Origin of the sequence: Mycobacterium sp. (assembly GCF_044370595.1) — a bacterium.
Taxonomy (GTDB): domain Bacteria; phylum Actinomycetota; class Actinomycetes; order Mycobacteriales; family Mycobacteriaceae; genus Mycobacterium.
In genome coordinates this window covers 14,820-41,648 of the sequence record NZ_JBILVF010000009.1, presented here as the reverse complement: position 1 = coordinate 41,648, position 26,829 = coordinate 14,820, and the positions used below count along the sequence as shown (strand labels likewise).

Annotated in this window: 27 protein-coding genes; 12 read left to right on the top strand and 15 right to left on the bottom strand. The window is 68.0% G+C overall.

Annotated elements, in window-relative coordinates:
- Together ADBZ5N_RS02580 and ADBZ5N_RS02575 are read right to left on the bottom strand one after the other, a co-directional pair.
- On the bottom strand, positions 1-1,635 hold the full coding sequence (locus ADBZ5N_RS02580) for a monocarboxylic acid transporter (RefSeq protein WP_526255919.1): 1,635 nt from the start codon (positions 1,633-1,635) through the stop codon (positions 1-3).
- Positions 1,632-1,973 carry a DUF485 domain-containing protein gene (locus ADBZ5N_RS02575; RefSeq protein WP_526255918.1) on the bottom strand — a complete coding sequence of 114 codons (342 nt, stop codon included), beginning with the start codon at positions 1,971-1,973 and terminating at the stop codon, positions 1,632-1,634. The genes ADBZ5N_RS02580 and ADBZ5N_RS02575 overlap by 4 nt, the downstream gene beginning before the upstream one ends.
- 461 nt (positions 1,974-2,434) lie before the next feature.
- Here ADBZ5N_RS02575 and ADBZ5N_RS02570 point away from each other — a divergent pair, with 461 nt between their 5' ends.
- Both ADBZ5N_RS02570 and ADBZ5N_RS02565 read left to right on the top strand, forming a co-directional pair.
- Positions 2,435-3,034, top strand: coding sequence for an HhH-GPD-type base excision DNA repair protein (locus ADBZ5N_RS02570; protein ID WP_526255917.1), 600 nt, complete (start codon positions 2,435-2,437; stop codon positions 3,032-3,034).
- An 8-nt stretch (positions 3,035-3,042) separates the two neighbouring features.
- Complete coding sequence (locus tag ADBZ5N_RS02565; protein ID WP_526255916.1) at positions 3,043-3,189, top strand: DUF1059 domain-containing protein; 147 nt, start codon at positions 3,043-3,045, stop codon at positions 3,187-3,189.
- On the opposite strand, the gene ADBZ5N_RS02560 is transcribed toward ADBZ5N_RS02565, so the two are convergent.
- The 3 genes from ADBZ5N_RS02560 to ADBZ5N_RS02550 all read right to left on the bottom strand — a co-directional run bounded on the left by ADBZ5N_RS02560 (position 3,186) and on the right by ADBZ5N_RS02550 (position 6,311).
- Positions 3,186-4,625, bottom strand: a complete 1,440-nt coding sequence (locus ADBZ5N_RS02560; RefSeq protein ID WP_526255915.1) for a wax ester/triacylglycerol synthase family O-acyltransferase — start codon at positions 4,623-4,625, stop codon at positions 3,186-3,188. The genes ADBZ5N_RS02565 and ADBZ5N_RS02560 overlap by 4 nt on opposite strands.
- An 87-nt stretch (positions 4,626-4,712) precedes the next feature.
- Positions 4,713-5,699: an Rv1157c family protein gene (locus tag ADBZ5N_RS02555; protein WP_526255933.1), complete on the bottom strand. Its 987-nt coding sequence runs from the start codon at positions 5,697-5,699 to the stop codon at positions 4,713-4,715.
- 42 nt (positions 5,700-5,741) lie between these two features.
- On the bottom strand, positions 5,742-6,311 hold the full coding sequence (locus ADBZ5N_RS02550; RefSeq protein WP_526255914.1) for a hypothetical protein: 570 nt from the start codon (positions 6,309-6,311) through the stop codon (positions 5,742-5,744).
- A gap of 191 nt (positions 6,312-6,502) precedes the next feature.
- Between ADBZ5N_RS02550 and ADBZ5N_RS02545 the strand changes: the two genes are divergently transcribed.
- Positions 6,503-7,708: a mannosyltransferase gene (locus ADBZ5N_RS02545; RefSeq protein WP_526255913.1), complete on the top strand. Its 1,206-nt coding sequence runs from the start codon at positions 6,503-6,505 to the stop codon at positions 7,706-7,708.
- Here the strand turns inward: ADBZ5N_RS02545 and ADBZ5N_RS02540 are convergent.
- Genes ADBZ5N_RS02540 through ADBZ5N_RS02530 form a run of 3 tightly spaced genes read right to left on the bottom strand, consistent with a single transcriptional unit; the run spans position 7,650 to position 8,757 of the window.
- Entirely contained in the window at positions 7,650-7,937 is a 288-nt protein-coding gene (locus tag ADBZ5N_RS02540; RefSeq protein ID WP_526255912.1) for a 4a-hydroxytetrahydrobiopterin dehydratase, read from the bottom strand. The two genes, ADBZ5N_RS02545 and ADBZ5N_RS02540, sit on opposite strands and share 59 nt — an antisense overlap.
- Before the next feature lie 18 nt (positions 7,938-7,955).
- Positions 7,956-8,432, bottom strand: coding sequence for a hypothetical protein (locus ADBZ5N_RS02535; RefSeq protein ID WP_526255911.1), 477 nt, complete (start codon positions 8,430-8,432; stop codon positions 7,956-7,958).
- Positions 8,374-8,757 carry a hypothetical protein gene (locus tag ADBZ5N_RS02530; protein ID WP_526255910.1) on the bottom strand — a complete coding sequence of 128 codons (384 nt, stop codon included), beginning with the start codon at positions 8,755-8,757 and terminating at the stop codon, positions 8,374-8,376. Before ADBZ5N_RS02530 ends, ADBZ5N_RS02535 begins: the two co-directional genes overlap by 59 nt.
- A 51-nt stretch (positions 8,758-8,808) precedes the next feature.
- On the opposite strand from ADBZ5N_RS02530, the gene ADBZ5N_RS02525 reads away from it, so the two are divergent.
- From ADBZ5N_RS02525 to ADBZ5N_RS02505, 5 genes are all read left to right on the top strand, one after another.
- A complete protein-coding gene (locus ADBZ5N_RS02525; RefSeq protein ID WP_526255909.1) occupies positions 8,809-9,195 on the top strand; it encodes a (deoxy)nucleoside triphosphate pyrophosphohydrolase in 387 nt (128 codons plus the stop codon).
- 222 nt (positions 9,196-9,417) lie between these two features.
- Entirely contained in the window at positions 9,418-11,331 is a 1,914-nt protein-coding gene (gene typA, locus ADBZ5N_RS02520; protein WP_526255908.1) for a translational GTPase TypA, read from the top strand.
- Between the two features lie 108 nt (positions 11,332-11,439).
- The gene (locus ADBZ5N_RS02515; protein WP_526255932.1) at positions 11,440-13,230 is read left to right on the top strand and encodes an ABC transporter family substrate-binding protein; all 1,791 of its coding nucleotides are present in this window, start codon (positions 11,440-11,442) and stop codon (positions 13,228-13,230) included.
- 32 nt (positions 13,231-13,262) lie between these two features.
- Positions 13,263-14,117, top strand: a complete 855-nt coding sequence (gene mshB, locus ADBZ5N_RS02510; protein WP_526255907.1) for an N-acetyl-1-D-myo-inositol-2-amino-2-deoxy-alpha-D-glucopyranoside deacetylase — start codon at positions 13,263-13,265, stop codon at positions 14,115-14,117.
- Complete coding sequence (locus ADBZ5N_RS02505; protein ID WP_526255906.1) at positions 14,114-14,479, top strand: hypothetical protein; 366 nt, start codon at positions 14,114-14,116, stop codon at positions 14,477-14,479. The genes mshB and ADBZ5N_RS02505 overlap by 4 nt, the downstream gene beginning before the upstream one ends.
- Positions 14,480-14,498: 19 nt before the next feature.
- On the opposite strand, the gene ADBZ5N_RS02500 is transcribed toward ADBZ5N_RS02505, so the two are convergent.
- Complete coding sequence (locus ADBZ5N_RS02500; protein WP_526255905.1) at positions 14,499-15,896, bottom strand: hypothetical protein; 1,398 nt, start codon at positions 15,894-15,896, stop codon at positions 14,499-14,501.
- Positions 15,897-16,070: 174 nt separating this feature from the next.
- Here ADBZ5N_RS02500 and ADBZ5N_RS02495 point away from each other — a divergent pair, with 174 nt between their 5' ends.
- From ADBZ5N_RS02495 to dapC, 4 genes are all read left to right on the top strand, one after another.
- A complete protein-coding gene (locus tag ADBZ5N_RS02495) occupies positions 16,071-18,584 on the top strand; it encodes a bifunctional FO biosynthesis protein CofGH (RefSeq protein ID WP_526255904.1) in 2,514 nt (837 codons plus the stop codon).
- 77 nt (positions 18,585-18,661) lie between these two features.
- A complete protein-coding gene (locus ADBZ5N_RS02490) occupies positions 18,662-19,342 on the top strand; it encodes a hypothetical protein (protein ID WP_526255903.1) in 681 nt (226 codons plus the stop codon).
- Positions 19,343-19,423: 81 nt separating this feature from the next.
- Positions 19,424-19,747 carry a ferredoxin gene (fdxA, locus tag ADBZ5N_RS02485; protein ID WP_526255902.1) on the top strand — a complete coding sequence of 108 codons (324 nt, stop codon included), beginning with the start codon at positions 19,424-19,426 and terminating at the stop codon, positions 19,745-19,747.
- Complete coding sequence (gene dapC / locus ADBZ5N_RS02480; protein ID WP_526255931.1) at positions 19,744-20,865, top strand: succinyldiaminopimelate transaminase; 1,122 nt, start codon at positions 19,744-19,746, stop codon at positions 20,863-20,865. Before fdxA ends, dapC begins: the two co-directional genes overlap by 4 nt.
- Before the next feature lie 77 nt (positions 20,866-20,942).
- Here dapC and mspA read toward each other — a convergent pair whose 3' ends face one another.
- The 6 genes from mspA to rpmF form a co-directional block, all read right to left on the bottom strand.
- The gene (gene mspA / locus ADBZ5N_RS02475) at positions 20,943-21,581 is read right to left on the bottom strand and encodes a porin MspA (RefSeq protein WP_526255901.1); all 639 of its coding nucleotides are present in this window, start codon (positions 21,579-21,581) and stop codon (positions 20,943-20,945) included.
- A 526-nt stretch (positions 21,582-22,107) separates the two neighbouring features.
- Complete coding sequence (locus ADBZ5N_RS02470) at positions 22,108-22,605, bottom strand: MogA/MoaB family molybdenum cofactor biosynthesis protein (protein WP_526255930.1); 498 nt, start codon at positions 22,603-22,605, stop codon at positions 22,108-22,110.
- 80 nt (positions 22,606-22,685) lie between these two features.
- Positions 22,686-24,038: a S1C family serine protease gene (locus ADBZ5N_RS02465; RefSeq protein WP_526255900.1), complete on the bottom strand. Its 1,353-nt coding sequence runs from the start codon at positions 24,036-24,038 to the stop codon at positions 22,686-22,688.
- Positions 24,039-24,112: 74 nt separating this feature from the next.
- The gene (locus ADBZ5N_RS02460; RefSeq protein ID WP_526255929.1) at positions 24,113-25,561 is read right to left on the bottom strand and encodes a HAMP domain-containing sensor histidine kinase; all 1,449 of its coding nucleotides are present in this window, start codon (positions 25,559-25,561) and stop codon (positions 24,113-24,115) included.
- 271 nt (positions 25,562-25,832) lie between these two features.
- Positions 25,833-26,519 (bottom strand): response regulator transcription factor, encoded by a 687-nt coding sequence (locus ADBZ5N_RS02455; protein WP_526255899.1) that lies wholly within the window; start codon positions 26,517-26,519, stop codon positions 25,833-25,835.
- A gap of 81 nt (positions 26,520-26,600) precedes the next feature.
- Positions 26,601-26,774, bottom strand: coding sequence for a 50S ribosomal protein L32 (rpmF, locus tag ADBZ5N_RS02450; protein ID WP_293359953.1), 174 nt, complete (start codon positions 26,772-26,774; stop codon positions 26,601-26,603).
- Positions 26,775-26,829: the final 55 nt, after the last annotated feature.

Below are 26,829 nucleotides of genomic sequence, written 5' to 3'. Positions count from 1 at the left end.
TCAGTGGTGGGTTGCCTTCTCCGCACCCACACCGGTCAGTGACCGCACCTCCATCTCAGCGGCCAACGCCGGGTCCTCGGTGTCGCGGGATGTCAGCGTTCCGACGACGCCCAGCAGGAAACCCAGCGGGATCGACACGATGCCGGGGTTGGACAGCGGGAACCAGGCAAAGTCAGAGCCGGGCAGCATCGACGTCTTGGCCCCCGACACCGCAGGGGAGAACACGATCAGCACGATGCAGCTGATAAGCCCGCCGTACATGCTCCACAGCGCGCCGCGGGTGTTGAACCGCCGCCAGTAGAGCGAGTAGATGATGGTCGGCAGGTTCGCTGAGGCCGCGACCGCGAACGCCAGCGCCACCAGGAATGCGACGTTCTGCCCGTTGGCGAGGATGCCCAGCCCGATGGCCAGCACACCCAGCACCACCGCGGTGATCCGGGAGACCCGCATCTGCTCGTCCTCGGTGACCTTGTGGGACTTGAGCACACTGGCGTAGACGTCGTGGGCGAAGGAGGCCGACGCGGTGATGGTCAGCCCGGCCACCACGGCCAGGATCGTGGCGAAGGCCACCGCCGAGATCACCCCGAGCAGGATCGTCCCGCCGAGTTCGAAGGCCAACAGCGGGGCGGCGGAGTTCTGGCCGCCCGGTGCGCTCAGGATGGTGTCCGGCCCGACCAGTGCCGCGGCGCCGTAGCCGAGGATGAGGGTGAACAGGTAGAAGGCGCCGATCAGGCCGATCGCCCAGACCACCGAGCGCCGGGCCTCCCGGGCGGTGGGAACCGTGTAGAAGCGCATCAGCACGTGCGGTAGGCCGGCGGTGCCCAGCACCAGGGCGATGCCCAGCGACAGCAGATTGATCTTGGAGGTGGTCGAGGTCCCGTACTGGGCGCCCGGGGCCAGCACATCCCGGCTGGAGACACCCTTGGTGGTGGACTGCGTGACCATCTCCTGCGCGCGGCCCAGAAGATCGGAGATGTTCATGCCGAACTTCACCAGCACCAACGCGGTCATGAAACCCGCACCGGCGATCAGCAGCACAGCTTTGATGATCTGCACCCAGGTGGTGCCGGCCATTCCGCCGATCAGGACGTAGAGGATCATCAGGACGCCGACGATCGCGATGACGATCGACTGGGCGAAGCGGCTGTTGATATCGAGCAGCAGTGCCACCAAACCGCCCGCCCCGGCCATCTGAGCCAGCAGGTAGAACAGCGACACCGTCATCGTCGAGACGGCCGCCGCCAGCCGGACCGGCTTCTGCTTGAGCCGGAAGCTCAACACGTCGGCCATGGTGAATTTGCCGGTGTTGCGCAGCAATTCGGCTACCAGCAGCAGAGCGATTAGCCAGGCGACCAGGAAGCCGATGGAGTAGAGGAACCCGTCGTAGCCGTAGACGGCGATCGCGCCGGCGATGCCCAGGAAGCTCGCGGCGGAAAGGTAATCGCCGGCGATCGCGACACCGTTCTGCCGGCCGGTGAACGCGTGGCCGCCGGTGAAGTACTCGGTGGCGTTGGTGTTGCGCCGGCTGACACGGATCACGATGGCCAACGTGATGATGACGAAGATGACGAAAATGCCGATGTTGACCGCCGGGTTGCCGAGCTGGCCCGCGGCCAGAACCGAGCCGGGGTTCACTGCTCGCTCCAGTGCATCTCGGCGCGGATGGCGGCGGCCCGCGGATCCAACTGACGGTTGGCGAACCTGATGTACAGACCGGTGATGAGGAAGGTGGTCAGGAACTGGGCCAGACCGAGGAGCAGGCCGACGTTGATGTTGCCCCAGACCTTGGTGGCCATGAAGTCATGGGAGAAGGCGCCCAACAGCACGTAGGTGGCGTACCAGATGAGGAAAAACACTGTCGTCGGGAAGACGAAACGGCGCAGCCGACTCCGTAATTCCTGAAATTCCGGGCTTGCCTGCACCGCCAGGTAATCGGCTGGTGGCGGTACATGCTGGATGTCGGCTTGGGACATCACACACTCCTGAGCTCGGCGGGGGGACTCCGCTCAGATTATGTGGGAGCGCCCGCCCCCCGCGGTGCGATACCCGACCCGTGACAGCGGTAGTCCGTTTTCCCAACAGTCCTACCGAGTCCGGTCTACGGCAGGGTCGGCTTCTGAATCTCTCATCGCGCTTCGGGCATCCATGACCGCGCCAAGGGCCAAGCTGACGGCTTCGGCTTCGTCGACTCTGACGTTCTCCAGCATCCACTCGAGCAACCGTTCCGTCTGAAGAAGACGCGTGCCAACCAGCTCTGTAGCAAATTCTAGTGTCACGATAAAGCTGTTTTCTTAAAGCGCATAGTCACCTAAGTCTACGCTACTGGCGAATGCACCTCTGATGCTCCGCTGCACTGGTGGAGGTCAAGCGCGATACGCGGGCACACTCGTCAATGACCCGATCTGAACAGTCGTGGAGCAACTAGACTGACCGAGTGCCGAAACTGCACCTCACCGGCGACCCTGAGTCCGATCAGTTACTCACCGAAGAGCCGTTTGCGCTGCTGGCCGGGATGCTGCTGGATCAACAGATCCCGATGGAGGTCGCGTTCGCCGGGCCGCGCAAGGTCGCTGACCGGATGGGCGGCATCGACCCCCGGTTGATTGCCGACTGCGACCCGGACCGGTTTGCCGCGGTGTGCGCCGAAACCCCTGCGGTCCATCGGTTTCCGGGTTCGATGGCCAAACGTCTGCAGGATCTGGCCCGCGAGATCGTCGACCGCTACGGCGGTGACGCCGCTGCGCTGTGGACCAGCGGAGACCCCGACGGAGCCGAGGTGCTGCGCCGGCTCAAAGCCCTTCCCGGGTTCGGTGAGCAGAAGGCGAAGATCTTCCTGGCCCTGCTGGGCAAGCAGTATGGGGTCACCCCGCTTGGCTGGCGGGCGGCAGCCGGCGACTACGGCAAGACCGGTGTCCACATGTCGGTCGCCGATGTGGTGGACAAGGGCTCGCTGGATCAGGTTCGGGCGTACAAAAAGAAGATGAAGGCAGCAGCGAAGGCCGAGAAATCAGGCTCAACGCAGGCGAAGGCATAGGAGCGGCAATGAAGACCCACCTCAACTGCCCGTGCGGGGAAGCGATCAGGGGCAAGGACGAGGACGAACTCGTCGATCTTGCTCAGGCGCACCTCGCCGAGGCGCACCCGGACATGCATTACGAGCGCGAGCACATCCTGTTCATGGCTTACTAGCCGGCGGCGCCGCCGCCGATGCCGACCGCGGCTTCCAGATCGGTGAGGGCCTGCTCGGTGAGTGGGATCAACTCGGCGACACGGGGCATCACATCGGCGTCGGTGACGTAACCCACCGCGATGAGATCGGCGTAGCTGCACACCGTCACGTTGAGGCCCATACCGTCGAAAACCGATGAGACGGGGTAGATCTCGTCGAGGTGGGCGCCGTTGTAGTACATCTGTGTCCGCGGCCCCGGCACGTTGGAGATCGCCAGGTTGCAACTCGGCGGGAGCAGCGTGCCGAACGGCAGCAGCGGGATCACCACCGTGGAGCCGATCGCCGGGCCCATCACCGCCAGCATGGCGTCGGATCCCTTGGTCGCGACCTGTTTCTTGACGTTCGTCATCGCCAGGTGGACGAATGCGAGCCGCTCGGCAGGATCGGAGATGTCGGTGCCCAGCGGGCACAGCCCCAAACCGAACTTGTTGCCGATGTCGGACTCCGGCGTCGATGATCCGTCCCGGTCACGGACCGACACCGGGCACATCGCCACCAGGGTCCGATCGGGAAGCTGGCCTCGCTCGAGCAGCCAGGCCCGCAGCGCACCGGCGATCACCGTGGTGGTCACGTCATTGCCGGTGACCCCCGCGGCCTTCTGGACGGCCTTGATCCGGCCGCGGTCAAGGCTGGTGCCGGCGGCGGCGCGGCGCGGACCGAGCTTGGCGTTGAATCTGGTCTGCGGGGCGTCGAAGGGTGAGACGACGGTGTCGGTGACCATGCTGCCGATGATGTTGGCCAGTTCGGCTGCCGCGACCCGGCGGGTCAGATCCAACCCGGCCGCGGCGGCGTCGGCGACCGCCCGAGCCGCGGCGAACGGATTGGGCAGCCCGGGCCGTTTGGCCGCCTTCTCTCGAGGCGGCCGAGCATCCGTCACCTGCTCGGCGTAAAACGGTGGCATCGAGCGGCGATCGGGGTCGGTAGTCAGCGAGCCGCTGATCATCCGCAGTCCGGCGACACCGTCGATGACGGTGTGGTGGATCTTGATGTAGAGCGCGAAACGTCCATCCGGAAGCCCGTCGATGAGGTGGCTATCCCACATCGGCACCGACATGTCCAGACGGCCGCCGTGCAGTTCGGACACCAATTCCCACAGATCGGCGGGTCCCGACCCGGGCGTGAGGGTCGTGCGGTGCACGTGGGCGCGCAGGTCGATCTCGGGGAGCTCGCGCCACGCCCAGATGCCCCCGGTGTCGGCACCGCGATGGGGATGCCGCCGAAGTCGTGCGTCAACCTTCCGGTCGGTGATCAGTCCGTCCTCGTACAGCCGGTCGACGTAGGTCTTGGGATCCACGTCGGGCGGCGGGGTGAGAATGAGGACGACGCCAACATGCATTGCGCTGCCGACTTTTTCGCCGGCGAGCATCAGCGAGTCCAGCGCTTCCAGCGTCTCCACGTCGGTGTTTGCTCCTTATGTCGGCTGAACTCGAGCCTAGTCAGTGCTGCCCCAGTGCTGCTGCCCCAGTGCTGCCCCAGTGCCGCCTCACGGAACGACCGACGAGCCGATCGTCGGCATGAAGGTGCACTGCTTGTCGGTGGTGGTCACCTGTCCGAAGATCGTCGACATGATGCTGCCCGCGCCGGTGTCCACGATGGCGGTCAGCGTGGTCGGGCCCTGCGGATTGATCTCCGGGTTGGGCTTGAGGGTGGCGCTCCCGGATTGACCGGTGGTCAGGTTCACCCACGTGACGTTGAGCGGCAGCTTCTGCTCGGCCGCTGGTGCCGGGGTGCCCACCGCGGTGAACACGTAGGCCGTCTGTCCCGCACCCGGACCGGGAGCCGGGATCTTGGCCGGCCCGGCCACCGAGATCGCGGTGGCGATGACATTGCCGCCGTCCTTGAGGCATCCGTTGCTGATCGAGGGATACATGAAGTCCTGGGTCGGTGGCGTGTTCGGGTCATACGGTGTGGCCGCCGCGGCGGGGGCCGGCTGGCCGGGCTGGCTGAGGGCGGCGGGCACGGCGACCGGGACCTCCGGGGCCGGGGCGGCGACCGGGCCGGCGGCGTGCTGCGGGTTGACCCCGGTCGGCAGATGCGCTTCGGTGCCGGGCACCACGCCGGCGGCGGGGACATGCTGCTGCAGCGGAATCGGGCCGTTGCCCGGGCCGGGGGTGAGCAGCGGCGCCGTCCCGTGCGCCAGACCGACCGCCGCCTGATCGTTCACCGTCGCGGCGGGGGCCAGTCCGGCCGCTCCACCCTCCTGGACGAACCGGGTGACCGCCTGGGCCAGCGACAGCGAGCCCTCCGGGGTGGTTGCGTTGCCGGCCAACTGGGAGGCCGCCGCCAGCAGCAGTTCCTGCGCCGAGCCGGGGTCGGCCGCCGCCTGCTGGACCACCGGGCTCAGGCTCTGCACCGCCTCAAGGCCGGGTAGCTGAACCGGATCCAGCGGGACGGAGGGGTCGGCCACCGCGACCGGGCTGAGAGCCACGGTCAGGGCGATGGTGGTCAGGCCGGTGGCCAGTTTGGCGATGTTCAGCACGGCGTGCTCCCGTCGGTTGGTTGTCAAGGGTTGTCAGGGCAGCGCGTTGAGCAGAAGCAGTGGGTTGACGGCGCCACCGGCCGGGGCGACCGGGGTCACGGGCGCGACGGGCAGTGGCGCGGCCACCGGGGCGACCGGGGCGACCGGGGCGACCGGGGCGACCGGATAGGCGCCGGCCGGGCTTCCGATGATCGGAAGATCCGCCGGTGCCAGCCCCACCAGGTTGGCGGGCACCCCGAGTTGGTTGAGCAGCGGACCCAACGTCGGTGTGGTGCCGAGGGGCGCCGGTGCCGGTGCGACCGGGGCGGGCACGACCGGTACCCCGGGCGCGCCCTGGATGGGCGAGACCGGCAGTGTGTTGGGGGCGGGGGTGCCGACAAGGGTCGAAGCCCCGTTGAGGGCGGTGGCCGCGGTCTGCAGCACCGCGCCCACGCTGGCCGGGTTGGTTGCGAACTGCTGGATCATGTTCAGCGCCGGCACGCCGGGAACCGACGGCGGCATCACCGGGTCGGCGGCCGCCGACGCGCTCAGGGCGACCGCAGCCGAGCACAGCCCGGCGGCTGCAATCGCATTGGCGGCGAACAGCTTTGCGAAACGTGACATGAGATCCACTCCCTCGATTGCAGGTCTGTGACCCCGACGGTATTCCGATGTAGGAGTTACTCAAGTGACACGTGTGGCGTTTATTCAACCGTTACGGGAGCGATGGATATCGGTGACCGGGCGGGTTTCGGACCGCCGCTCTCGCCCCGTCCTGATCATCCGAACGAGCCGAGGATGCCTAGAGTCGGGTTGTGACCAGCGCCCGGACCGCCGCCCTGGTGCTGGCGCTCAGCGTCACCGCCCGGCTGGCGTGGACCTACCTGGTGCCAAACGGGGCCAACTTCGTCGACCTGCATGTCTACCTCGGCGGCGCGGCCACCCTTGACCACCCGGGCACGCTGTACTCCTACGTCTATGCCGATCAGACCCCGGATTTCCCGCTGCCGTTCACCTACCCGCCGTTCGCCGCGCTGGTGTTCTATCCGCTGACCAAGCTCCCGTTCGCAGTGGTGGCGCTGGGCTGGCAGTTGGGGATCATCGCCGCGCTCTACGGGGTGGTCCGGGTCAGTCAGCGACTGCTCTGTATCTGCAATCACCGGACGGCGATGCTGTGGACCGCGGTCGGTATCTGGACCGAGCCGCTGCGCAGCAACTTCGACTACGGACAGGTCAACGTGATCCTGGTGCTGGCCGTGCTCGCCGCGGCCTGCAGCACCCGGTGGTGGCTTTCGGGTCTGCTGGTCGGCCTGGCTGCCGGGATCAAGCTGACCCCGGCGATCGCCGGGGTGTACCTCGCCGGGATGCGGCGCTGGTCGGCGGCGGCGTTCTCGGCGGTCGTCTTCGCCGTGTCGGTAGCGGTGTCGGTGGCGGTGATCGGACAGCAGGCCCGCTACTACTTCACCGACCTGCTGGGCGATGCCGGCCGGGTGGGCCCGATCGGGACGTCTTTCAACCAGTCGTGGCGCGCGGGGATCTCCCGGATCCTTGGTTACGACGCCGGCTACGGGCCGCTGGTGCTGGCCGGGATCGCCGCTACCGGCGTGTTGGCCGTGCTGGCCTGGCGGGCGCTGGGCGCGGTTGAGGCGGGGGGTGGCCGGGACCGGCTCGGGTCGCTGCTGGTGGTCGAACTGTTCGGGTTGCTGATCTCGCCGATCTCCTGGACCCACCATTGGGTCTGGTTAGTGCCGCTGATGATCTGGCTGTTCGGCGGGCCGTGGCGAAATCGCCCCGGCGCTCGGCTGCTGGGTTGTGGATGGCTGGCGCTGAGCCTGATCGGGGTGCCGTGGCTGCTGAGCTTCGCCCAGCCGACCATCTGGGAGATCAGCCGGCCGTGGTACCTGGCCTGGCCGGGACTGGTCTACATCGCCGCCACGCTCGTCACGCTGGGCTGGATCGCGGCTAGCGGTCGCCCACCAGCCCGTCGATCTCCCGGGCAAGTTGCACATCCTTCTCGGTGATACCGCCTTCGGAATGCGTGGCCAGGGTGAAAGTCACGGTTCGCCAACGGATGTCGATGTCCGGGTGGTGGTCGGCACGTTCGGCGGCCTCAGCCACCCGGCGCACGCCCTCAACGCCGTCCAAAAAGGATCCGAATGTCACCGAGCGGCGCAGCGCGCCGTCGGTCCGTTTCCAGCCGTCCAGGGTTGCAGCAGCGGCATCGACCTCGTCATCGCTCAAAACAGCCATACCCCACCGTAGCGCTGGTCACCTAACTCTGATGCAGAGCACCTCGTCGAGAGTGGCGCCGGCGAACCGGGTGCCATCGGAACTCGTGCGGAGGCGGTTGACGTCGACCATGTTCGGGCCGTGGGTCACGAAGTGCGATTCCGGGTCGGTCAGCACGTAACGGCCGGTGCCGGGATTGGTGCGGGTGGTTTCGGCGGGGGCCGCGGCGCCGGTGAGGGTGGCGGCGTCCTCCCAGTCGCCCATCTCCACGCGGCGGGCATACCAGGTGCGCCCGTTCTCGAAGTCCAGGGCGTGGTAGGAGCTCTGCGCCAGGAAAAACACCGACCTCTCATCGTCGGGATGGTCGCTGACATAGGCCAACAGCACCGCCGCGTCCTTGGCCCACTTCTCCGGGTCCTTGCCGCGCGCGCCCAACCGCCGGGAGTGAATCTGAAGGTCATCGCACAGGTTCGCGTCGGTGAACGGCTCGTCGCAATTCGCGAACTCGTGCAGCACCCCCTGGTAGTACCAGGGCACCCCGTCGCGGAAGAGCTGGCGGCGCCAGAAGATGTTGCCGGGATCCTCGCGGATTCACACGGCGTAACAATCGGCGGTTGTGTCCGAAGTCGCGCCAGGGTCGCTCGTGCAATTCGCCGGGGATGGCGAGCCGTTGCATATGGCTGGTGATGATGTCTTGGGTGCCGTCGCTCGAGCCGGTGTCCACCACCACCCAGTAGTCGATGTAGGGCGCGGTGGCGTCGAGGACTTCACCGACGCTGTGTGCTTCGTCGCGCACGATCATCGTCAGGCAGATGGACTGGCGCCGGGCATCTTTGGTCATCGCATTCCGCTCCTTCCCGCGTTGACGGGTGAACGGCTACCGTCACACATCATGCAGGTTGTGGTGGCCGGCGCGCTGATCTCCGGGGGCGCGCTGCTACTGGCCCAGCGACAGCGTCCGCCGGAGCTGGCCGGGCTGTGGGAGTTGCCGGGCGGCAAGGTCGCCCCGGGCGAGACCGAAGCCGAAGCGCTGGTGAGGGAGTTGGCCGAGGAACTCGGCGTCGAGGTGGTCGTGCACGAACGGGTCGGTGAGGACGTCGTGATCGGGGAGTCGGTGGTCCTGCGCGCCTACCGCGTCACCCAGACCGGCGGCACCCTGCATCCGCACGACCACGGCGCGCTGCGCTGGGTCGACGGTGCCGAGTTGCCGAATGTCGCGTGGGTGCCGGCCGACCGGGCCTGGCTGTCGACGCTGCGGGAGCGGCTTGCCGCGCAGTGAGACTGACGCCCACCCGGAGCGTGGGGACCGGCTGACGACCTGGCTCAATATGGTCGGATGCCTGGCCTTCGGTGCGTCGGCCGTAGGTGCCTTCGTCCGGCGTTCCGGGGTCACCGAGGTTGGCCAGCAACGCATCCTCGGGGCGCTGTGTTTCCTCGTCGCCGTCCTGCTCGGGCTGCCGCCGTTTCGCGAACGGGGTCGGTCACTGAGACAATTTGCGGCGTGACTAGCCCTGCAACCAAGCACGACTTCCGTAACGTCGCCATCGTGGCGCACGTCGACCACGGCAAAACCACGCTGGTCGACGCCATGTTGCGGCAGTCCGGAGCCCTGACCCACCGAGGCGACGACGCCGTCGAACGCCTGATGGACTCCGGTGATCTGGAGAAGGAAAAGGGCATCACGATCCTGGCGAAGAACACTGCGGTGCACCGGCATCACGCCGACGGCGGTATGACGGTCATCAACGTGATCGACACCCCCGGGCACGCCGACTTCGGCGGTGAGGTCGAACGCGGACTGTCGATGGTCGACGGGGTGCTGCTGCTGGTGGACGCCTCCGAAGGTCCGCTGCCGCAGACCCGTTTCGTCCTGCGCAAGGCACTGAGCGCGCACCTTCCGGTGATTCTGGTGGTCAACAAGACTGACCGGCCCGACGCCCGGATCGCCGAGGTCGTCGAGGAGAGCCACGACCTGCTGCTCGACGTCGCCTCCGATTTGGACGCCGAGGCGCAGGAGGCTGCCGAGCGCGCCCTGGGCCTGCCCACGCTGTTCGCCTCCGGCCGGGCCGGTATCGCCAGCACCACCGAACCGGCCAACGGCGAGAACCCGCAGGGCGACAACCTCGATCCGCTGTTCGACGTTCTGCTCGAGCACATCCCGCCGCCCAAGGGTGATCCTGAGACGCCGTTGCAGGCGCTGGTCACCAACCTCGACGCCTCGGCGTTCCTGGGCCGTCTGGCGCTGATCCGCATCTACGCCGGCAAGATCCGCAAGGGCCAGCAGGTGGCCTGGATGCGGGAGGTCGACGGGTTGCCGGTGATCGCAGGAGGCAAGATCACCGAACTGCTGACCACCGTCGGCGTCGAGCGCAACCCGACCGAGGAGGCCGTCGCCGGGGATATCGTCGCCGTAGCCGGCATGCCCGAGATCATGATCGGCGACACCCTGGCCGACCCCGACCACGCCCACGCCCTGCCGCGGATCACCGTCGACGAACCCGCCATCTCGGTGACCATCGGCACCAACACCTCCCCGCTGGCCGGCAAGGTCTCCGGTCACAAGCTCACCGCGCGAATGGTCAAGTCCCGCTTGGACTCCGAGCTGGTGGGCAACGTCTCGATCCGCGTCGTCGACATCGGCCGCCCCGATGCCTGGGAGGTGCAGGGCCGCGGCGAGTTGGCGCTGGCCGTGCTGGTCGAGCAGATGCGCCGGGAAGGTTTCGAGCTCACCGTCGGCAAGCCCCAGGTGGTCACCCGCACCATCGACGGCAAACTGCACGAGCCGTTCGAGGCGATGACCATCGACTGCCCCGAGGAGTTCGTCGGCGCCATCACCCAGTTGATGGCCAACCGCAAAGGCCGCATGGAGCAGATGACCAACCATGCCGCCGGGTGGGTGCGGATGGACTTCGTCGTCCCCAGCCGCGGTCTGATCGGCTTCCGCACCGACTTCCTCACACTGACCCGCGGCACCGGGATCGCCAACGCGGTGTTCGACGGCTACCGGCCGTGGGCCGGGGAGATCCGGGCCCGCCACACCGGATCGTTGGTCAGCGACCGGACCGGTTCGGTGACGCCGTTCGCGATGATCCAACTCGCCGACCGCGGGCAGTTCTTCGTCGAACCCGGCGACGACACCTACGAGGGCCAGGTCGTCGGGATCAATCCGCGCGCCGAGGACCTCGACGTCAACGTCACCCGGGAGAAAAAGCTCACCAATATGCGCTCCTCCACCGCCGACGTGATGGAGACTCTGGCCCGGCCAATGGAACTCGACCTCGAACAGGCCATGGAGTTCTGCGCCGCCGACGAGTGCGTCGAGGTGACCCCGGAGATCGTCCGTGTCCGCAAGGTCGAACTCGACGCCACCAGTAGGGCCCGGACCCGATCCCGTGCCAAGGCCCAGAAGGTTTGACCACCCGGATCTAGTTCGGGGATCTAGTTGACGGGGGCGGCAGCCTCCGGCCGATACGCTGTGGACGTGCCGACCCGATCCCGCAGACTCCCGGCTGCGGCGTACGGCATGGCGGTGGTCCTGCTCGGCGGGTGTGCCGTCGACCCGCCGCCGGCACCGCAGAGCACCGAAACACCGCAGGCCGCCGCCCCAGCACCCAAGGCCACCCAGATCATCATGGCGATCGACTCGATCGGCGCCGGCTTCAACCCGCACCTGCTCTCCGACCAGTCGCCGGTGAACGCCTCCATCAGCGCGCTGGTCCTGCCCAGTGCGTTCCGGCCGGTGCCCGACCCGGCCTCACCGAGCGGGTCCCGCTGGCAGATGGACCCCGCCCTGCTGGTCTCCGCGCAGGTGACCGCCACCAATCCGTTCACCGTGACCTACAAGATCCGGCCGGAGGCGGCCTGGACGGACAATGCGCCGATCGCCGCCGACGACTTCTGGTACCAGTGGCGCCAGATCGTCAGCCAACCCGGCGTCGTCGATCCCGCCGGCTACGACCTGATCACCGGGGTGCAGTCCCTGGACGGCGGCAAGAAGGCCGTCGTCACCTTCTCCCAGCCGTATCCGGCCTGGCGGGAGTTGTTCAACCATCTTCTTCCGGCGCACATCGTCAAGGATGTGCCAGGCGGCTTCCTGGCCGGGCTGAGCCGGGCGCTGCCCGTCACCGGCGGCCAGTTCCGGGTCGACACCATCGATCCGCAGCGCGACGAGATCCTGCTGGCCCGCAACGATCGGTTTTGGGGCTCGCCAGCGAAGCCCGACCAGATCCTGTTCCGGCGCGCCGGTGTTCCCGCCGCATTGGCCGACTCGATCCGCAACGGCGACACCCAGGTAGCCCAGGTGCACGGGGGAGCGGCGGCCTTCGCGCAACTCTCGGCGATTCCCGATGTACGTACCGCACGGACCATCACCCCGCGGGTAATGCAGTTGACGTTACGTGCGCAGCTGCCCAAGCTGTCCGATCCGGTTGTGCGCAAAGCGATTCTGGGACTGCTCGACGTGGAACTGCTGGCCGCCGTCGGCGCCGGCAGCGACAACTCCGTCACCCTGGATCAGTCCCTGGTGCGGGCGCCCAGCGATCCCGGCTACGTCGCCACCGCGCCGGAGCCGCTGGGGCGGGAACGGGCGCTGGAGCTGTTTGCCCAAGCCGGTTTTCAGGTCGACCGCAGCGCCACGGAGTCGCCCGTCCCGCCGTCAACGGGTGGCGCCGCCGGCACCGCCAAACCCGCCCGCGGCCGCATCAGCCGGGCCGGCCAGACTCTGGCCCTGGTCATCGGTGCCGCGGCCAATGACCCGACCTCGGTGGCGGTGGCCAACACCGCCGCAGACCAACTGCGCAGCGCCGGGATCGCCGCCTCGGTACTGGCGCTGGACCCCCCGGACCTCTACGGGCCGGCACTGGCCAAGAACCAGGTTGACGCGATCGTCGGCTGGCGGGCTGCCGGCGGTGATCTGGCGACCCGGCTGGCGTCGCGCTTCGGGTGTCCGGCGCTGGAAGCCAGCCCGGTGGCGACCACCGGGACACCGCCCAGACGTCCGGCCCCGCAAGCCCCGACGACGTCGACGAAACCCACCGATCCGGCGCCGCTGGTGCGCGCCCCGTCCAACCTCACCGGTATCTGCGACCGGTCAATCCAGTCGCGGATCGACGGCGCGGTGACCGGCGCGCTGAACATCAACGACGTCGTCGCGGCCGTGGAGCCCACGCTGTGGGCGATGGCCACCGTGCTACCGATCATGCAGGACACCACGATCGTCGCTGCCGGGCCGACTGTCCGCAACGTCAGTCTCACCGGCGCCGTGCCGGTGGGGATCGTCGGCGACGCCGGACGGTGGGTCAAGACGGCGCCCTGAACGGGGCGTCGCTGTAGTTGAAGGAGGGGTTCATGCCGACTGTCCCGCGGCTGCTGTTCGTGCACGCCCACCCCGACGACGAGACCCTCAACAACGGCGTCACCATTGCCCGCTACGCCGCCGCCGGGGCCGAGGTCACCGTGCTCACCTGCACCCTCGGCGAGGAGGGCGAAATCATCGGTGACCGCTGGGCTCAACTCGGTGTGGATCACGCCGACCAACTCGGCGGTTACCGGATCGGCGAACTGACTGCGGCGCTCGGCCATTTGGGCGTCCCGGGACCGCGCTTCCTCGGCGGCGCCGGGTGCTGGCGCGACTCGGGGATGGCCGGCACCCCGCCGCGTCACCGGACCCGGTTCATTGATGCCGACCCCGATTCGGTGGTGGGTCAAGTCGCCGACGTGCTCGTCGAAATGCGGCCCCATGTCGTCGTGACCTACGACCCCAACGGGGGATACGGCCACCCCGACCACATTCAGGCGAACCGGGTCACCACCGCGGCACTGTCCGCTGCCGCCGACCGCTGGCAGGTGCCGAAATTCTATTGGACTGTTGTGTCGGGCAACGCTTTTCGGCGGGGACTGCAACAGCTGGAGTCCGCCGACGTGTTGCCGGATTGGATCTGGCCCGAGGACGCCGGATCGTTCACCGTCGACGAGGATCAGATCACCACCGTCATCGACGCGCCGCAGTGCCGTTCCAACAAGGTCGCCGCGATCGCCGCGCACGCCACCCAGGTGACGCTGGGGCCGACCCGTCGGGCGTTCACCCTCTCCAACAAGGTCGTGCTGCCGGTGTTGACCGAGGAGCACTACGTGCTGGTCGAGGGACAGCCGGGCAGCACCACCGGCCGGGAGGACGACCTGCTTGCGGGTCTGGACCTGTGACGGCGGGTTCGCCGACGGCCCGGGTGGTGCTGGGCCTGCTCGGGCTGGACGGCGTGCTCTCGGCGATCATGGGCGCGTTTTTTCTGCCGCTCCACCTGGGTTGGGTGCCATTCCCGGTGAGCGCCCTGCTCAGCGGTCTGCTCAACATGGCGCTGGTGTGGGCGGCCGCCTACTGGTCGGAAAACGGCAGGCTGGCCGGCCTGCCGCTGTGGACCTGGATGGCTACGGTGGCGGTCCTCGCCTTCGGCGGTCCCGGCCGCGACATCCTTTTCGGCGGACCGGGGATCATGGGCTTCTCGCTGATATTGCTGATGACCCTCGGCGCGCTGCCGGCGGCGGTGCTGTTGCGCCGGATGAGCTGACCCCGATCGCTGACTGTCGTCAGGTGCGGCCAGCGGTGGCCCGGCTGGGCCGTTCGGCGTTCTCTGCTGCCTCGGCGCCTGCCGACGCAGTGTCGTCGCTGTCGTCCGGCTCGGATGACTCGGGGGCCACTTCGGGCTCGACCTCCGCCCCGATTGCCTCGACGGCCTCGACCGTCTCGATTGCCTCAACGGCCTCCGGCGTGGCTGCGGGCTCAACCCCAGCTTCGACCCCAGCCTCGACCCCGGATTCAACCCCAGCCTCGACCCCGGATTCAACCCCGGATTCAACCCCGGCCTCGACATCGACATCCGGCGCGGCGGCCTCGTCGGCGTCGGCGGCCGAGGTGGCCGGGGCGGCCGGGGTGGCCGGGGTGGCCTCGTCGGTCGCCGGAGCCACCGGTGCGAAGCTGGCCGGCGCCGGGGCCTCCCCGACAGCTGCGGCGTCCGTGGCCCCAGCGTCCACGTCCTCTGCCGCGGCGATCGGAACGGTCGCCGCACTCAGGGCCACCGAGGCACCCGGGAACGGCGGCAGCGGCGGGAACGGCGGCAGCGGAACCAGGCTGTTCAGCCAGGCAAGTCCGTAGGTGACGGCGTTGTTGATCGAGGTTTGGATCCCGGTGTTGATGTCAGGCCCGATCTGATCGAAGTTCAGACCGAGCACATCGGCAAAGGTGTAAACCCCGGCCTGTACCAGCGGCTCGATGGTGAAGTAGGCGAAGTCGACACCGGGGGCGATCCACCACAGGCCCGGGATGAAGCCGAGGACGTACTGGGTCAACTCGAAGCCGTAGGCCACCCACGGCTCGACGACGTTATAGGTGTTCTTGATCGCATCCTCGACGGGACTGGCCACCGCGGAGGCTCCCGGCGCGGCCAGCAGATCGGTCGCGGCAGCAGGCAGGGCCGCTGCGCTTGCGGCCACCGATGCGCCCGGCAGCGGCGGAATCGGAGGCAGCGGCGGGAAGGGCACCAGGCTGTTCAGCCAGGCGAGTCCGTAGGTGGCCGCATTGCTGGCCGAGGCGGTGATACCGGCGTTCACGTCCGGGCCGATCTGCGCGAAGTTCAGGCCGACCACGTCGGCGAAGCTGTACACCCCGGCCCGTACCAGCGGCTCGGTGGTGTAGTAGGCGAACGGCACCCCGGGCGCGACCCACCACAGCCCCGGAATCAGGCCCAGGATGTATTGGCCCCACGCGGCACCGTAGGCAGCCCACGGCTCGACGACGTTGTAGGTGTTCTTGATCGCCACCTCCAGAGGGGTGGTGATCGACGTCATGGCGACATCCGACGCCATCGTCGTGGGGGACAACTCCGGCGCGCTCACCGGCGTCACCGCCGCGGTGCCGACCATTGCGGCACTGACACCCGCGATCAGCAGTGAACGGGTGGACACTCCGCTTGACGCGATTCGGCTCATTCCGGGCACCTCACAGGTTTGCTGGTATTTGCCTGAGAAAATACCTGAGGCAACCTGAGAAATCCACAGTCGGCCTTTTCGGCTGCGCACGACGGTCAACGCCGACCGGCCAGATCCCCGGTACTAGGGTGGTGCCATGGTAACGGGCGTCGCCGCAGACCGGGGTGGACGCAGGTGAGCGCCGCCGCGCTGCGCCGGGTGCTGCGCCGGGCGCGCGACGGGGTCACCCTCAACGTTGACGAGGCGGCCCTGGCCATGACCGCCCGCGGTGCGGACTTGGCCGATCTGTGTGCCAGTGCGGCGCGGGTGCGCGACGCCGGCCTGCGTTCGGCCGGCGGGCCGGGGCCCACGGGTCGGCTGCCGGTCTCCTACTCCCGCAAGGTGTTCATCCCGGTCACCCATCTGTGCCGGGACACCTGCCACTACTGCACCTTCGTGACGGTCCCGGGCAAGCTGCGCGCAGCCGGAAGGGCTATGTACCTGGAGGCCGACGAGATCGTCGCCATCGCCCGCCGGGGCGCCGAACACGGCTGCAAAGAGGCGCTGTTCACCCTCGGTGACCGTCCGGAGGCGCGTTGGCCCGAAGCCCGTCAGTGGCTCGACGAACGCGGCTACAACTCGACCCTGGACTACCTGCGGGCGGCCGCGATCCGGGTGCTCGAGGAGACCGGCCTGCTGCCGCACCTCAATCCGGGCGTGATGAGTTGGGCGGAGATGTCGCGGCTGCGGCCGGTCGCACCGTCGATGGGCATGATGCTGGAGACCACATCACGGCGGCTCTTCGAGACCCGCGGACTTGCCCACTACGGCAGCCCGGACAAGGACCCGGCCGTGCGGCTACGCACCCTGACCGACGCCGGCCGGTTGTCCATTCCGTTCACCACCGGCCTGCTGGTCGGGATCGGCGAGACGCTCACCGAGCGGTCCGACACCGTGCACGCAATTCGCAAGGTGCATAAGGAGTTCGGCCACGTGCAGGAAGTCATCGTGCAGAACTTCCGGGCCAAGGACCGGACCGCCATGGCATCGGTTCCCGACGCCGACTTCGAGGACTTTCTGGCCACCGTTGCCGTCGCCCGCCTGGTTCTCGGGCCCGACATGCGCGTCCAGGCACCGCCCAACCTGGTGTCGCGTGCCGATTGCCTCGCGCTGCTGGGCGCCGGGGTGGACGACTGGGGTGGGGTTTCGCCGCTGACCCCCGACCACGTCAACCCCGAACGGCCCTGGCCGGCGCTGGATGATCTGGCTGCGGTGACCGCCGAGGCCGGGTTCGATCTGGTGCAGCGACTCACCGCCCAACCCAAGTACGTCCAGGCCCCGGCCGGCTGGATCGACCCGCGGGTGGCCGGGCACGTCGCGGCGCTGGCCGACCCGCAGACCGGCTTCGCCCGCGACGTCAACCCGGTCGGCCGACCCTGGCAGGAACCCGACGAGGCCACCGAGTCGCTGGGCCGGGCCGATCTCGGCACGGCGATCGACACCGAGGGTCGCCGCGACGCCGCCCGCAGCGACCTGGCGAGTGCGTTCGGGGACTGGGAGTCCATCCGCGAGCGGGTCAGCGAACTGTCCGCGCGGGCACCTGAGCGTATCGACGCCGACGTCGCCGCCGCCCTGAGATCCGCCGAACGCAATCCGGGAGGCTGTAGCGACGCCGACTACCTGGCGCTGGCCTGTGCCGACGGTCCGGCGCTGGACGCGGTTGCGGCACTGGCGGATTCACTGCGCCGCGAGGCCGTCGGCGACGATGTCACCTTTGTGGTGAACCGGAACATCAACTTCACCAACATCTGCTACACCGGCTGCCGGTTCTGTGCCTTCGCTCAGCGCAAGGGCGACGCGGACGCCTTCTCGCTGTCCACCCGCGAGGTGGCAGACCGGGCTTGGGAAGCGCATGTGGCCGGTGCCACCGAGGTGTGCATGCAGGGCGGAATCGACCCCGACCTGCCGGTCACCGCCTACGCCGACCTGGTGCGGGCGGTCAAGGCTGCCGTTCCGTCGATGCATGTGCACGCCTTCTCGCCGATGGAGATCGCCAACGGAGTCACCAAGAGCGGCAACAGCATCAGGGACTGGCTGGTCCAACTGCGCGAGGCCGGTCTGGGAACCATCCCCGGGACCGCGGCGGAGATCCTCGACGACGAAGTGCGCTGGGTTCTGACCAAGGGCAAGCTGCCCACCGCACTGTGGATCGAGATCGTCAGCACCGCACACGATGTCGGCCTGCGGTCGAGTTCGACGATGATGTACGGCCACGTCGACACGCCGGCGCACTGGGTGGGTCACCTCAACGTGCTGCGCGCAATCCAGGACAACACCGGTGGTTTCACCGAGTTCGTCCCGCTGCCGTTTGTACACCAGTCCTCGCCGCTGTATCTGGCCGGAGCCGCCCGGCCCGGCCCCACCCACCGCGACAACCGCGCGGTGCACGCGCTGGCCCGGATCATGTTGCACGGCCGGATCTCCCAAATCCAGACCAGCTGGGTCAAGCTCGGCGTGGAGCGCAGCCAGGTGATGCTCAACGGCGGCGCCAACGACCTCGGCGGCACCTTGATGGAGGAGACCATCTCCCGGATGGCCGGCTCGCAGTACGGGTCGGCCAAGACCGTCGCCGAACTGATGGCCATCGCCGAGGGCATCGGCCGTCCCGCGCGCCAGCGCACCACCACCTACTCGACGCGGGCGGCCTAGGACCGCGCCGGAGCCGCGCTCCCGTCAATGTGCCCACCTCGCGGCCATCGGCTCGGCCGGACGGCATACTGCCACCCATGAACAGGCGTGTGCCGCTGGTCGCCGCGGTGGCGTTTGCGGTCCTGTCGGTATTCGCGATCGTCGTCGTCCCCCTTGGCCCGGGAGTCGACCGTCCCGGAACCGAGGTGGTTCAGCACATCAGCGCCCACGCCGGCCAGATACGGCTTCAGGCCCTGCTGACCGCGCTCGCGCTGTTGGCGGCTGTCGTGGTGATTGGGTTCGTCCGCGATCGAGTCGACGGCCCGGCCGGCCACATCTTCACCATCGGGGCGGCGGTGTTGATCGCCCAGGTCGGAATTCAGATGTGGATCAACGCGGGGATGGCCCTGCACCCCGGCTCGCTGGATCCGGCCACCGCCCGCATCCTGGCCGACATCGCCGCGATGTGGGGTCCGCTGCTGACCGTGGCGGCGATCCTGATGGCCGGCCCGGTGGTGTGGGCGGCGCGACGGGGCCGTTTCCCGCGCTGGATGGCGCTGATCGCCGCGGTGTTGCTCGTCGAGCAGGTGGTGGCGCTGTTGACGATCATCGGCCCGGTCGGCAGCTTCATCGCCCCCGGCGGGCCGCTGGTGATCTTCGGCGGCGGCGTGCTGTTCGGCGTTTTCTTCTTCGCTCTCGGCCTGGCGGTGGGACTTCCGGACGAACAGCCGACCGTCGGGGCTGCCGCCTCTGCGCCTGACCAGTTCACGGCCCCCTAGGCACACCGCCTAGTATCAGCAACGCGATCGACTCAATTACGACAGTCAGACCGACACGAGAGCAGATGGAGGAGAACCTTCGTGACCTACGTGATCACCGAAGCGTGCGTCGACATCAAGGACAAGGCCTGCATCGAGGAATGCCCGGTCGACTGCATCTACGAGGGCGCCCGGATGCTCTTCATCCACCCGGACGAGTGCGTGGACTGCGGCGCCTGCGAGCCGGTCTGCCCGGTCGAGGCGATCTACTACGAGGACGACGTTCCCGACCAGTCGTCGCAGTACACCCAGATCAACGCTGACTTCTTCGCCGAATTGGGTTCGCCGGGTGGCGCGTCGAAGGTGGGGATGACTGAGAACGACCCGCAGGTCGTCAAGGATCTCCCGCCCAAGGGCGAGGACTGACGCCGCACGGCGGTCGCTCAGCGGCGCCGGTTTCGGCGTCGCTGCCGGTGTTTCCGTGGGACACCCTCGCCCAGGCCTCCTCGGCTGCCCGCGCCCATCCAGGCGGGATCGTCGACCTGTCGGTCGGTACCCCGGTAGACCCGGTGGCCCCGGTCATCCGCGCTGCCCTCGCCGAGGCGTCCGCGGTACCCGGCTATCCGATGACGGCGGGCACGCGAGAGTTGCGGGAGTCCGCCGCGGCGGCCCTGCACCGCCGCTACGGGGTCACCGGTCTCGACCCCGACGCGGTGCTGCCGGTGATGGGGACCAAGGAACTCATCGCCTGGCTGCCGACTCTGCTGGGCCTGGGTTCCCAGGACGTCGTCGTCATCCCGGAACTCGCCTATCCCACCTACGAGGTCGGTGCCCGCCTGGCCGGCGCGCAGGTGCTGGCGGCTGATTCGCTAACCCAACTGGGGCCGCAGACCCCGGCGTTGATCTACCTCAACTCGCCGAGCAACCCGACCGGGCGGGTGCTGGGGGTCGATCATCTGCGCAAGGTGGTGCAGTGGGCCCGTGAGCGTGGCACGCTCGTCGTCTCCGATGAGTGCTACCTGGGTCTGGGGTGGGAGCAACAACCGCTGTCGGTGCTGCACCCCGATGTGTGCGCCGGCGACCATACCGGCCTGTTGGCGGTGCACTCGCTGTCCAAGACGTCCTCGCTGGCCGGCTACCGGGCCGGCTTCGTCGCCGGCGATCCGGGCGTGGTCGCCGAACTGCTCGCGGTCCGCAAGCACGCCGGGATGATGGTGCCCGGGCCGGTGCAGGCTGCGATGGTGGCCGCCCTCGACGACGACGACCATCAACTCGTCCAACGCGGTCGGTATGCGCACCGACGTGCAGTGCTGCTGCAGGCCTTCAGATCCGCCGGGTTCACCGTCGAGCACTCGCAGGCCGGGCTGTACCTGTGGGCCACCCGCGGCGTGTCGGGCCGCGACACCGTCGACTGGCTGGCGCAGCGCGGAATCCTGGTGGCTCCGGGGGAGTTCTACGGCCCCAGCGGGGCCGACTACGTGCGGGTCGCGATGACCGCGACCGACGAGCGGGTTCAGGCCGTCGCCGAGCGGTTGGCCGGCTAACCCCCGCCCAGCGCCGCGCCGGCGTAACGCTCGCCGGCCAGGGTTGCTCTGGTGTGACGTTCGGGGGGAAGCCGGGCCTAGTTCATGTTCCAGGGTTCGCCGTAGGTGGTGACGCTGTCACCGGTGCCCGAGATCAGCCGGGCGAACGGGCGCAGTAGCACCCCGCCGGCCGCGCCGGTCACCGTGCCGTGGGCGTTGGCCACCGCGACGGTGCCCTCCGGGCCCTCGACGTCCACCGAGAACGTCGCGACCTCCTGAATGCCGGGCCCGTTGCCCAGGTCCGAGCTAATCGAGGCACCCGGGAACAGGTTGGGGGTGATCACCGAGCCCAGCGGGTCAAAACCCAGCGGGGAGATGGAGACGTCGTCGAGCAGGATGTTGGGGGTGGTGTAGCTGAAGTTGATCCCCACACCCAGCGACCACGGGAAGCCGACCTGATAGCCCAACTCCAGGGTGCCCTTGAACTCATCAGCACCCTCACCGACCACGGTGTACTTGGCCTTACCGGAGTGGAACCACTCCCGGGTCAGCCGGTTGCGGTCCAACGGGTAGACCCCGTCGAGGTAGGTGTCCCACTGCTGGATGGTCATCGTGCGGCCACCACCGTCGACCAGGCTCATCTGGTTGTCCATTTCCGCCTGCGCGGTACCCGGCACGGCGAAAAACCCCGCCACCGAGATACTCAGCGCACCCAGAACACGACCGATTCCCTTCATGGTCTCCCTAGCTGCTTCGGCGGTGACTGCTCACCGGCGGGGCGCCTTCCCATCCGTTGATTACGGCGCCTTGGTCTAACGATGTCATGAGGAAGATATCGGTACGGCAACGGTGTGGGCAACGCGAACGGACAAAACGCATCGCGCGTTACACCCCGGCAGCAATTCGCTGGGGAGACTCGGCGCGTTCTCCAGGGTCGGCAGTGCAGTTCTGCGTTCGGTCCGGGGATAGCCGTCTGCGCACCGGGCAACGGGGCCAGCGAACCCGTAATTGACATCAAAGATGATGGGGCGGAACATTTTCCCGCAACCAGCCTTCCCGTTCCTCACGCTCTCTGGCCGCATCGGGATCGCGTTCATCGCGGGATTCCTGCGGAAGTTCCGCACCGAAGACAGAGTTAACTGACGCCCGGTCGGGGCGGGGACCGCCAGTCATCGCCCGATGCGGGTGTGATCAAGGTCACACTTATGGTAACGTCGCACGTCACCGGCTGGAAACACGGTGTTCATCCCCCGGCGACTCCGGTCAGATGTCCAGGCTGGACAGCTCGGCGATCACCTGAGCGGCCATCGGACCGAGCGTCGCCATCCCGTCGCGTACCGCCGACCGAGAGCCCGCCAAATTGACCACCACGGTGCTGCCTGAGATACCGGCAAGTCCTCGGGACAGCCCGGCGTCGGTGCTGCCGGCCGCCAATCCGGAGGCCCGTAACGCCTCGGCGATGCCGGGCACTTCCCGGTCGAGTACCCCGCGGGTCGCCTCCGGAGTCACGTCGCGGGGTGTCACCCCGGTGCCGCCGACCGAAACCACCAGATCGACACCGCCGATTACAGCGGTGTTCAAGGCGTTGCGGATCTCCACCTCGACCGCGGCGACAACCACCACACCGTCGACCACGAATCCGGCCTCGGCCAACAGTTCGGTCACCAGCGCACCGCTGTGGTCTTCGGCGACCCCCCGCGCCTGGCGGTCGTCGACCACCACCACCAACGCCCGCCCTGACGCACCTTCCGGCTGTTCCATGGATGTCACCGTATATCCGTCCGGGTCCACCCGCGACGACTCCGCGATCAGCGTGACCCGCCGGTCGGGGACCGGACGGATCACTGGTCAGCCTTGCCCAAGGTGACCTCGACGGTCTTCGGTGCCCCGTCGCTGTCGAGGTAAGTCAGGGTCAGCTTCTCCCCCGGCGCACGCGAACGCACAGCTGCAACAAGGGCGTTGGCGCTGCCGATCACCCGGTCGTCGACTTTGGTCACGACCACCCCGTTAGGCAGCCCGGCGGTCGCGGCGGCACCACCCTTGACGACCTCGACGATCTTGGCTCCCTGTGCATTCACGTCATTGCTGACCTGGACACCCAGCGAGGCACGGGAAGCCGAACCGGTCTTGATCAACTCGTCGGCGATGCGCTTGGCCTGATCGACCGGGATGGCGAAGCCAAGCCCGATGGAACCGCTCTGGGACTGCGGGGAGTCACCGCCGAGGGTGGCGATCGCCGAGTTGACCCCGACCAGTTCGCCGGCCATGTTCACCAGCGCGCCACCGGAGTTCCCGGGGTTGATTGCGGCGTCGGTCTGAATGGCGTCCAGCACCGTGTTCTGGTTGGTGGCATCGCCACCGGCGGCAACCGGCCGGTTGAGGGCGCTGACGATGCCGGTGGTGACGGTGCCCTCCAGTCCCAGCGGCGACCCGATCGCCACGACGTCTTGGCCGACCCGCAGGCTGGCCGATGAGCCCAGCGTGATCGGCGTCAATCCGGACACCCCCTCGGCGCGGACCACGGCGATATCGCTGGACGGGTCGGTGCCGACGATGGTGAACGGTGCGGTACGCCCATCGGCGAAGGAGACCACGGTGGTCTTTCCCCCAGGTTTGATGGACGGATCGGCCGACTGGCCCGGCAGCGGCGACGGCGGGCCCGGCGGGGCCTTGGGACCACCATCGCCGCCGATCGCCGATACAACGTGGCTGTTGGTCAGGATCAGACCGTCCTCGGAGAGGATGATCCCCGAGCCCTCCTCGGAGGCCCGTCCCAACTTGGTCTCCAGTTTGACCACGCTGGGTACCACTTTGGCCGCCACCTGCTCGACCGACCCCATCGGCGCATTGGCGGTCGGGAGCGTGCGGGCACCCGGAGAGGCCTGGGTCACCGTCGGCGACTGCGGGGTCTGCACCTGGGTGGCGACCACTCCGCCGACGCCGGCCGACACCGCGGCGACGGTCAGTGCACCGACCGCCAATGCGAAGGGACGCGAACGCTTCCGGCGCGGCTGCGGGGCTGGGGCCATGGTGTTGCCGCCAGCCGGCCCGCGATACGGATCGTACGGCTGCTGCTGACCGTTGGCGTAGCGCCAGTCGTATGGCTGCTGGTATCCGGTCGGTGTGTATCCGGGTGCTTGCTGATTCGGCAGCCGCTGGCCTGACTGCGGCGTGTACCGCGGGTCCTCTGTCATCGTTGCTGCTGTGCTCTTTCTAGTCGTCGGCGCGTGATCACACCGTTTGCTGATGTCCAGCCTGCCGGGTGCTGTTAAGAATCGACTGAGATGACACTCGGCGCGACTGAAGCGTTCCTTTCGTTAACGCCGGCGTCGCCATTTGTCGCACCGATTTCGCTATGGGCGGAAGATAAATGATACGTCGCGGCCGTTGGAGTCCCCGGCAACAGCACGTAGAAGGCGGTTCCCGGGGGTTGTCCACCGGGCACTGTCTCGCCGATACGAATCATGCCCCCGTGCTTAACGACAACCTGTTTCACGATCGCCAGGCCCAGCCCGGAACCAGGCATCGCGCGAGCAGATGTCGACCGATAGAACCGCTCGAACACCAAAGCGCGCTCTTCCGGTGAGATTCCGGGCCCCTCATCGCTGACAACGAGTTCGGCGTGCGCGGTGTCGACTTGGCGCAGCCGCACACCGACGGTCCCGCCGGGTGGACTCCACTTGGCCGCGTTATCGAGCAGGTTCAGCACTGCCCGCGACAGGCCGGCCGGATCGCCGTGAATCTGCCAGCCGATAACGTCAACGTCGAACCGAATGTCGTTGCGGCGGCGGCGAACCCGCTCGAGGCTGCGGTCGATCACCTCGGTTATGTCGACATCCTCGAGCACGGTTCCGCCGGCGTTGTCCTCCCGGGTCAGATCTACCAGATCGCCAACCAGGGTCGAGAGTTCCTCGATCTGGCCGATGACATCGGCACGCAATTCAGCGAGTTCGCTTTCCGGGATCGGGGGGGCGCCCGGAGCGCTGGAGACCATCAGCAATTCGACGTTGGTACGCAGCGACGTCAGCGGCGTCTTCAGTTCGTGGCCGGCGTCGGCGACCAGACGGGCCTGGCGTTCGCGGGACTCGGCCAGCGCGCTCAGCATGGCGTTGAAGGCTTCGGTGAGCCGGGCCAACTCGTCGCTTCCGAGGACCGGGATGGGCCGGAGGTCATCGGTGCGGGCGACGCGTTCGGCGGCTTCGGTGAGCTGACCGACCGGACGCAGACCGGTCCTGGCGACCATGCCGCCGGCCACCGCGGCGATCACCACGCCGAGCCCACCGACCGCCAGTAGCACCCATTTGAGCTTCGTCATCACCGCGTTGGTGGGCTGCAGACTCTTGGAGATCAACAGCGAACTGCCGTTGGGCAGGTGGATGGCCAGCACCCGCTGGTCGCCGACGGTGCGCCGGGACATGAACAGTTCACCGCGGATGACCGCCTTCTCCGGCTGTCCGACCGGTAGCGCCTGACCCTGCTGGTTGGCGGTGTAGATGGAGCGCCCGGGGTTGACCAGCATGGCGTTGACGTCGGAGTAGGCGGTGCCTTCGATGGCCTTGGCCGGATCGGCGGCCAGCGATCCGCTGGCGATCAGCAACTGGGCACGGCTCTGCAACTGATTATCGATATCGGTGTAGAGCGCAGCAGAGACCACCGCGTACACCGCGACAGCCATCAGCACCACGACCATCGCGACCATCGACATGGCGAGCAGCATCACCCGCCACCGCAGCGACAGCGACGAGGTTGCTTTCACCCGAACTTTCGGGCCCTGAACTTTCGGGCCCTGAACTTTCGGGCCCTGAACTTTCGGGCCCTGAACTTTCGGGCCCTGGGTGGGGCGGGGCGGTGTGGCGCTTGGCAGCGTCGGGCTTGGCGCAGCCGGCACCGGCACGGCTCGCGCCGGATCGGCACCGAGCGCATGGGCTTGGGTGCGGCGCTTGAATCCGAACATCAGGGCGTCAACCCCCCGGTCTGGGCCCCGAACGTCACGGCGGAGTTTCGCGCAGCACGTAACCCACTCCGCGCACGGTGTGGATCAGCCGCGGCTCTCCTTCGGCCTCGGTCTTGCGCCGCAGATATCCGACGTACACCTCGAGCGCGTTACCGGAGGTGGGGAAGTCGAAACCCCACACCTCTTCCAGGATCCGGCTCCGGGTGAGCACCCGGCGGGGGTTGGCGATCAACATCTCGAGCAGGGCGAACTCGGTGCGGGTCAGACTGATCGCACGTTTGCCGCGGTAAACCTCACGCGTCGCCGGGTCCAAGGTCAGGTCACCGAAGCTCATGATGACGCTCTCGGTGGGCTCTTCGGGGCCGGTGCGGCGCAACAACGCCCGTAGCCGCGCCAGCAGTTCCTCCAGGGCGAACGGTTTGGGCAGATAGTCATCAGCTCCGGCGTCCAGACCGGCCACCCGTTCGGACACCGAGTCGCGGGCGGTCAGCACCAGGATCGGCAGATCGTCACCGGTGCTGCGGAGCTGGCGGCAGACCTCCAACCCGTCCAGTCGCGGCATCATCACGTCCAGGATCACCGCGTCGGGGCGTTCGCTGGTAATCGCCTCCAGGGCTTCCACACCGTCCTCGGCCAGGTCGACGGTGTAACCGTTGAACGACAGGGACCGCCGGAGGGACTCCCGTACTGCTCGGTCGTCGTCGACCACAAGTATTCGCACGATGGCTAGTGTCAACCAGACGACTTAGATTCGTCTGAGAGACGCGCCGCGCGAGCAGGCAATTCGCGGGTGGCTAACGGATCAGCGCTTGTCGAGGTCGATCAGACCGAGGCGGGCTGCCTTGAGCAGCCGACGGGGCACCTTGTGCTGACGGCCGCCGACAGAGACGGTGACGAGACCGGGCTCGGTCGCCTTCCACTGCGAACGCCGACTGCGGGTGTTCGAACGCGACATCCGGCGCTTGGGAACAGCCATGACGAAAGATCTCCTTGTGAGTGCGGCCGCGCAGACGACCCGCGCGTCCGGTTCT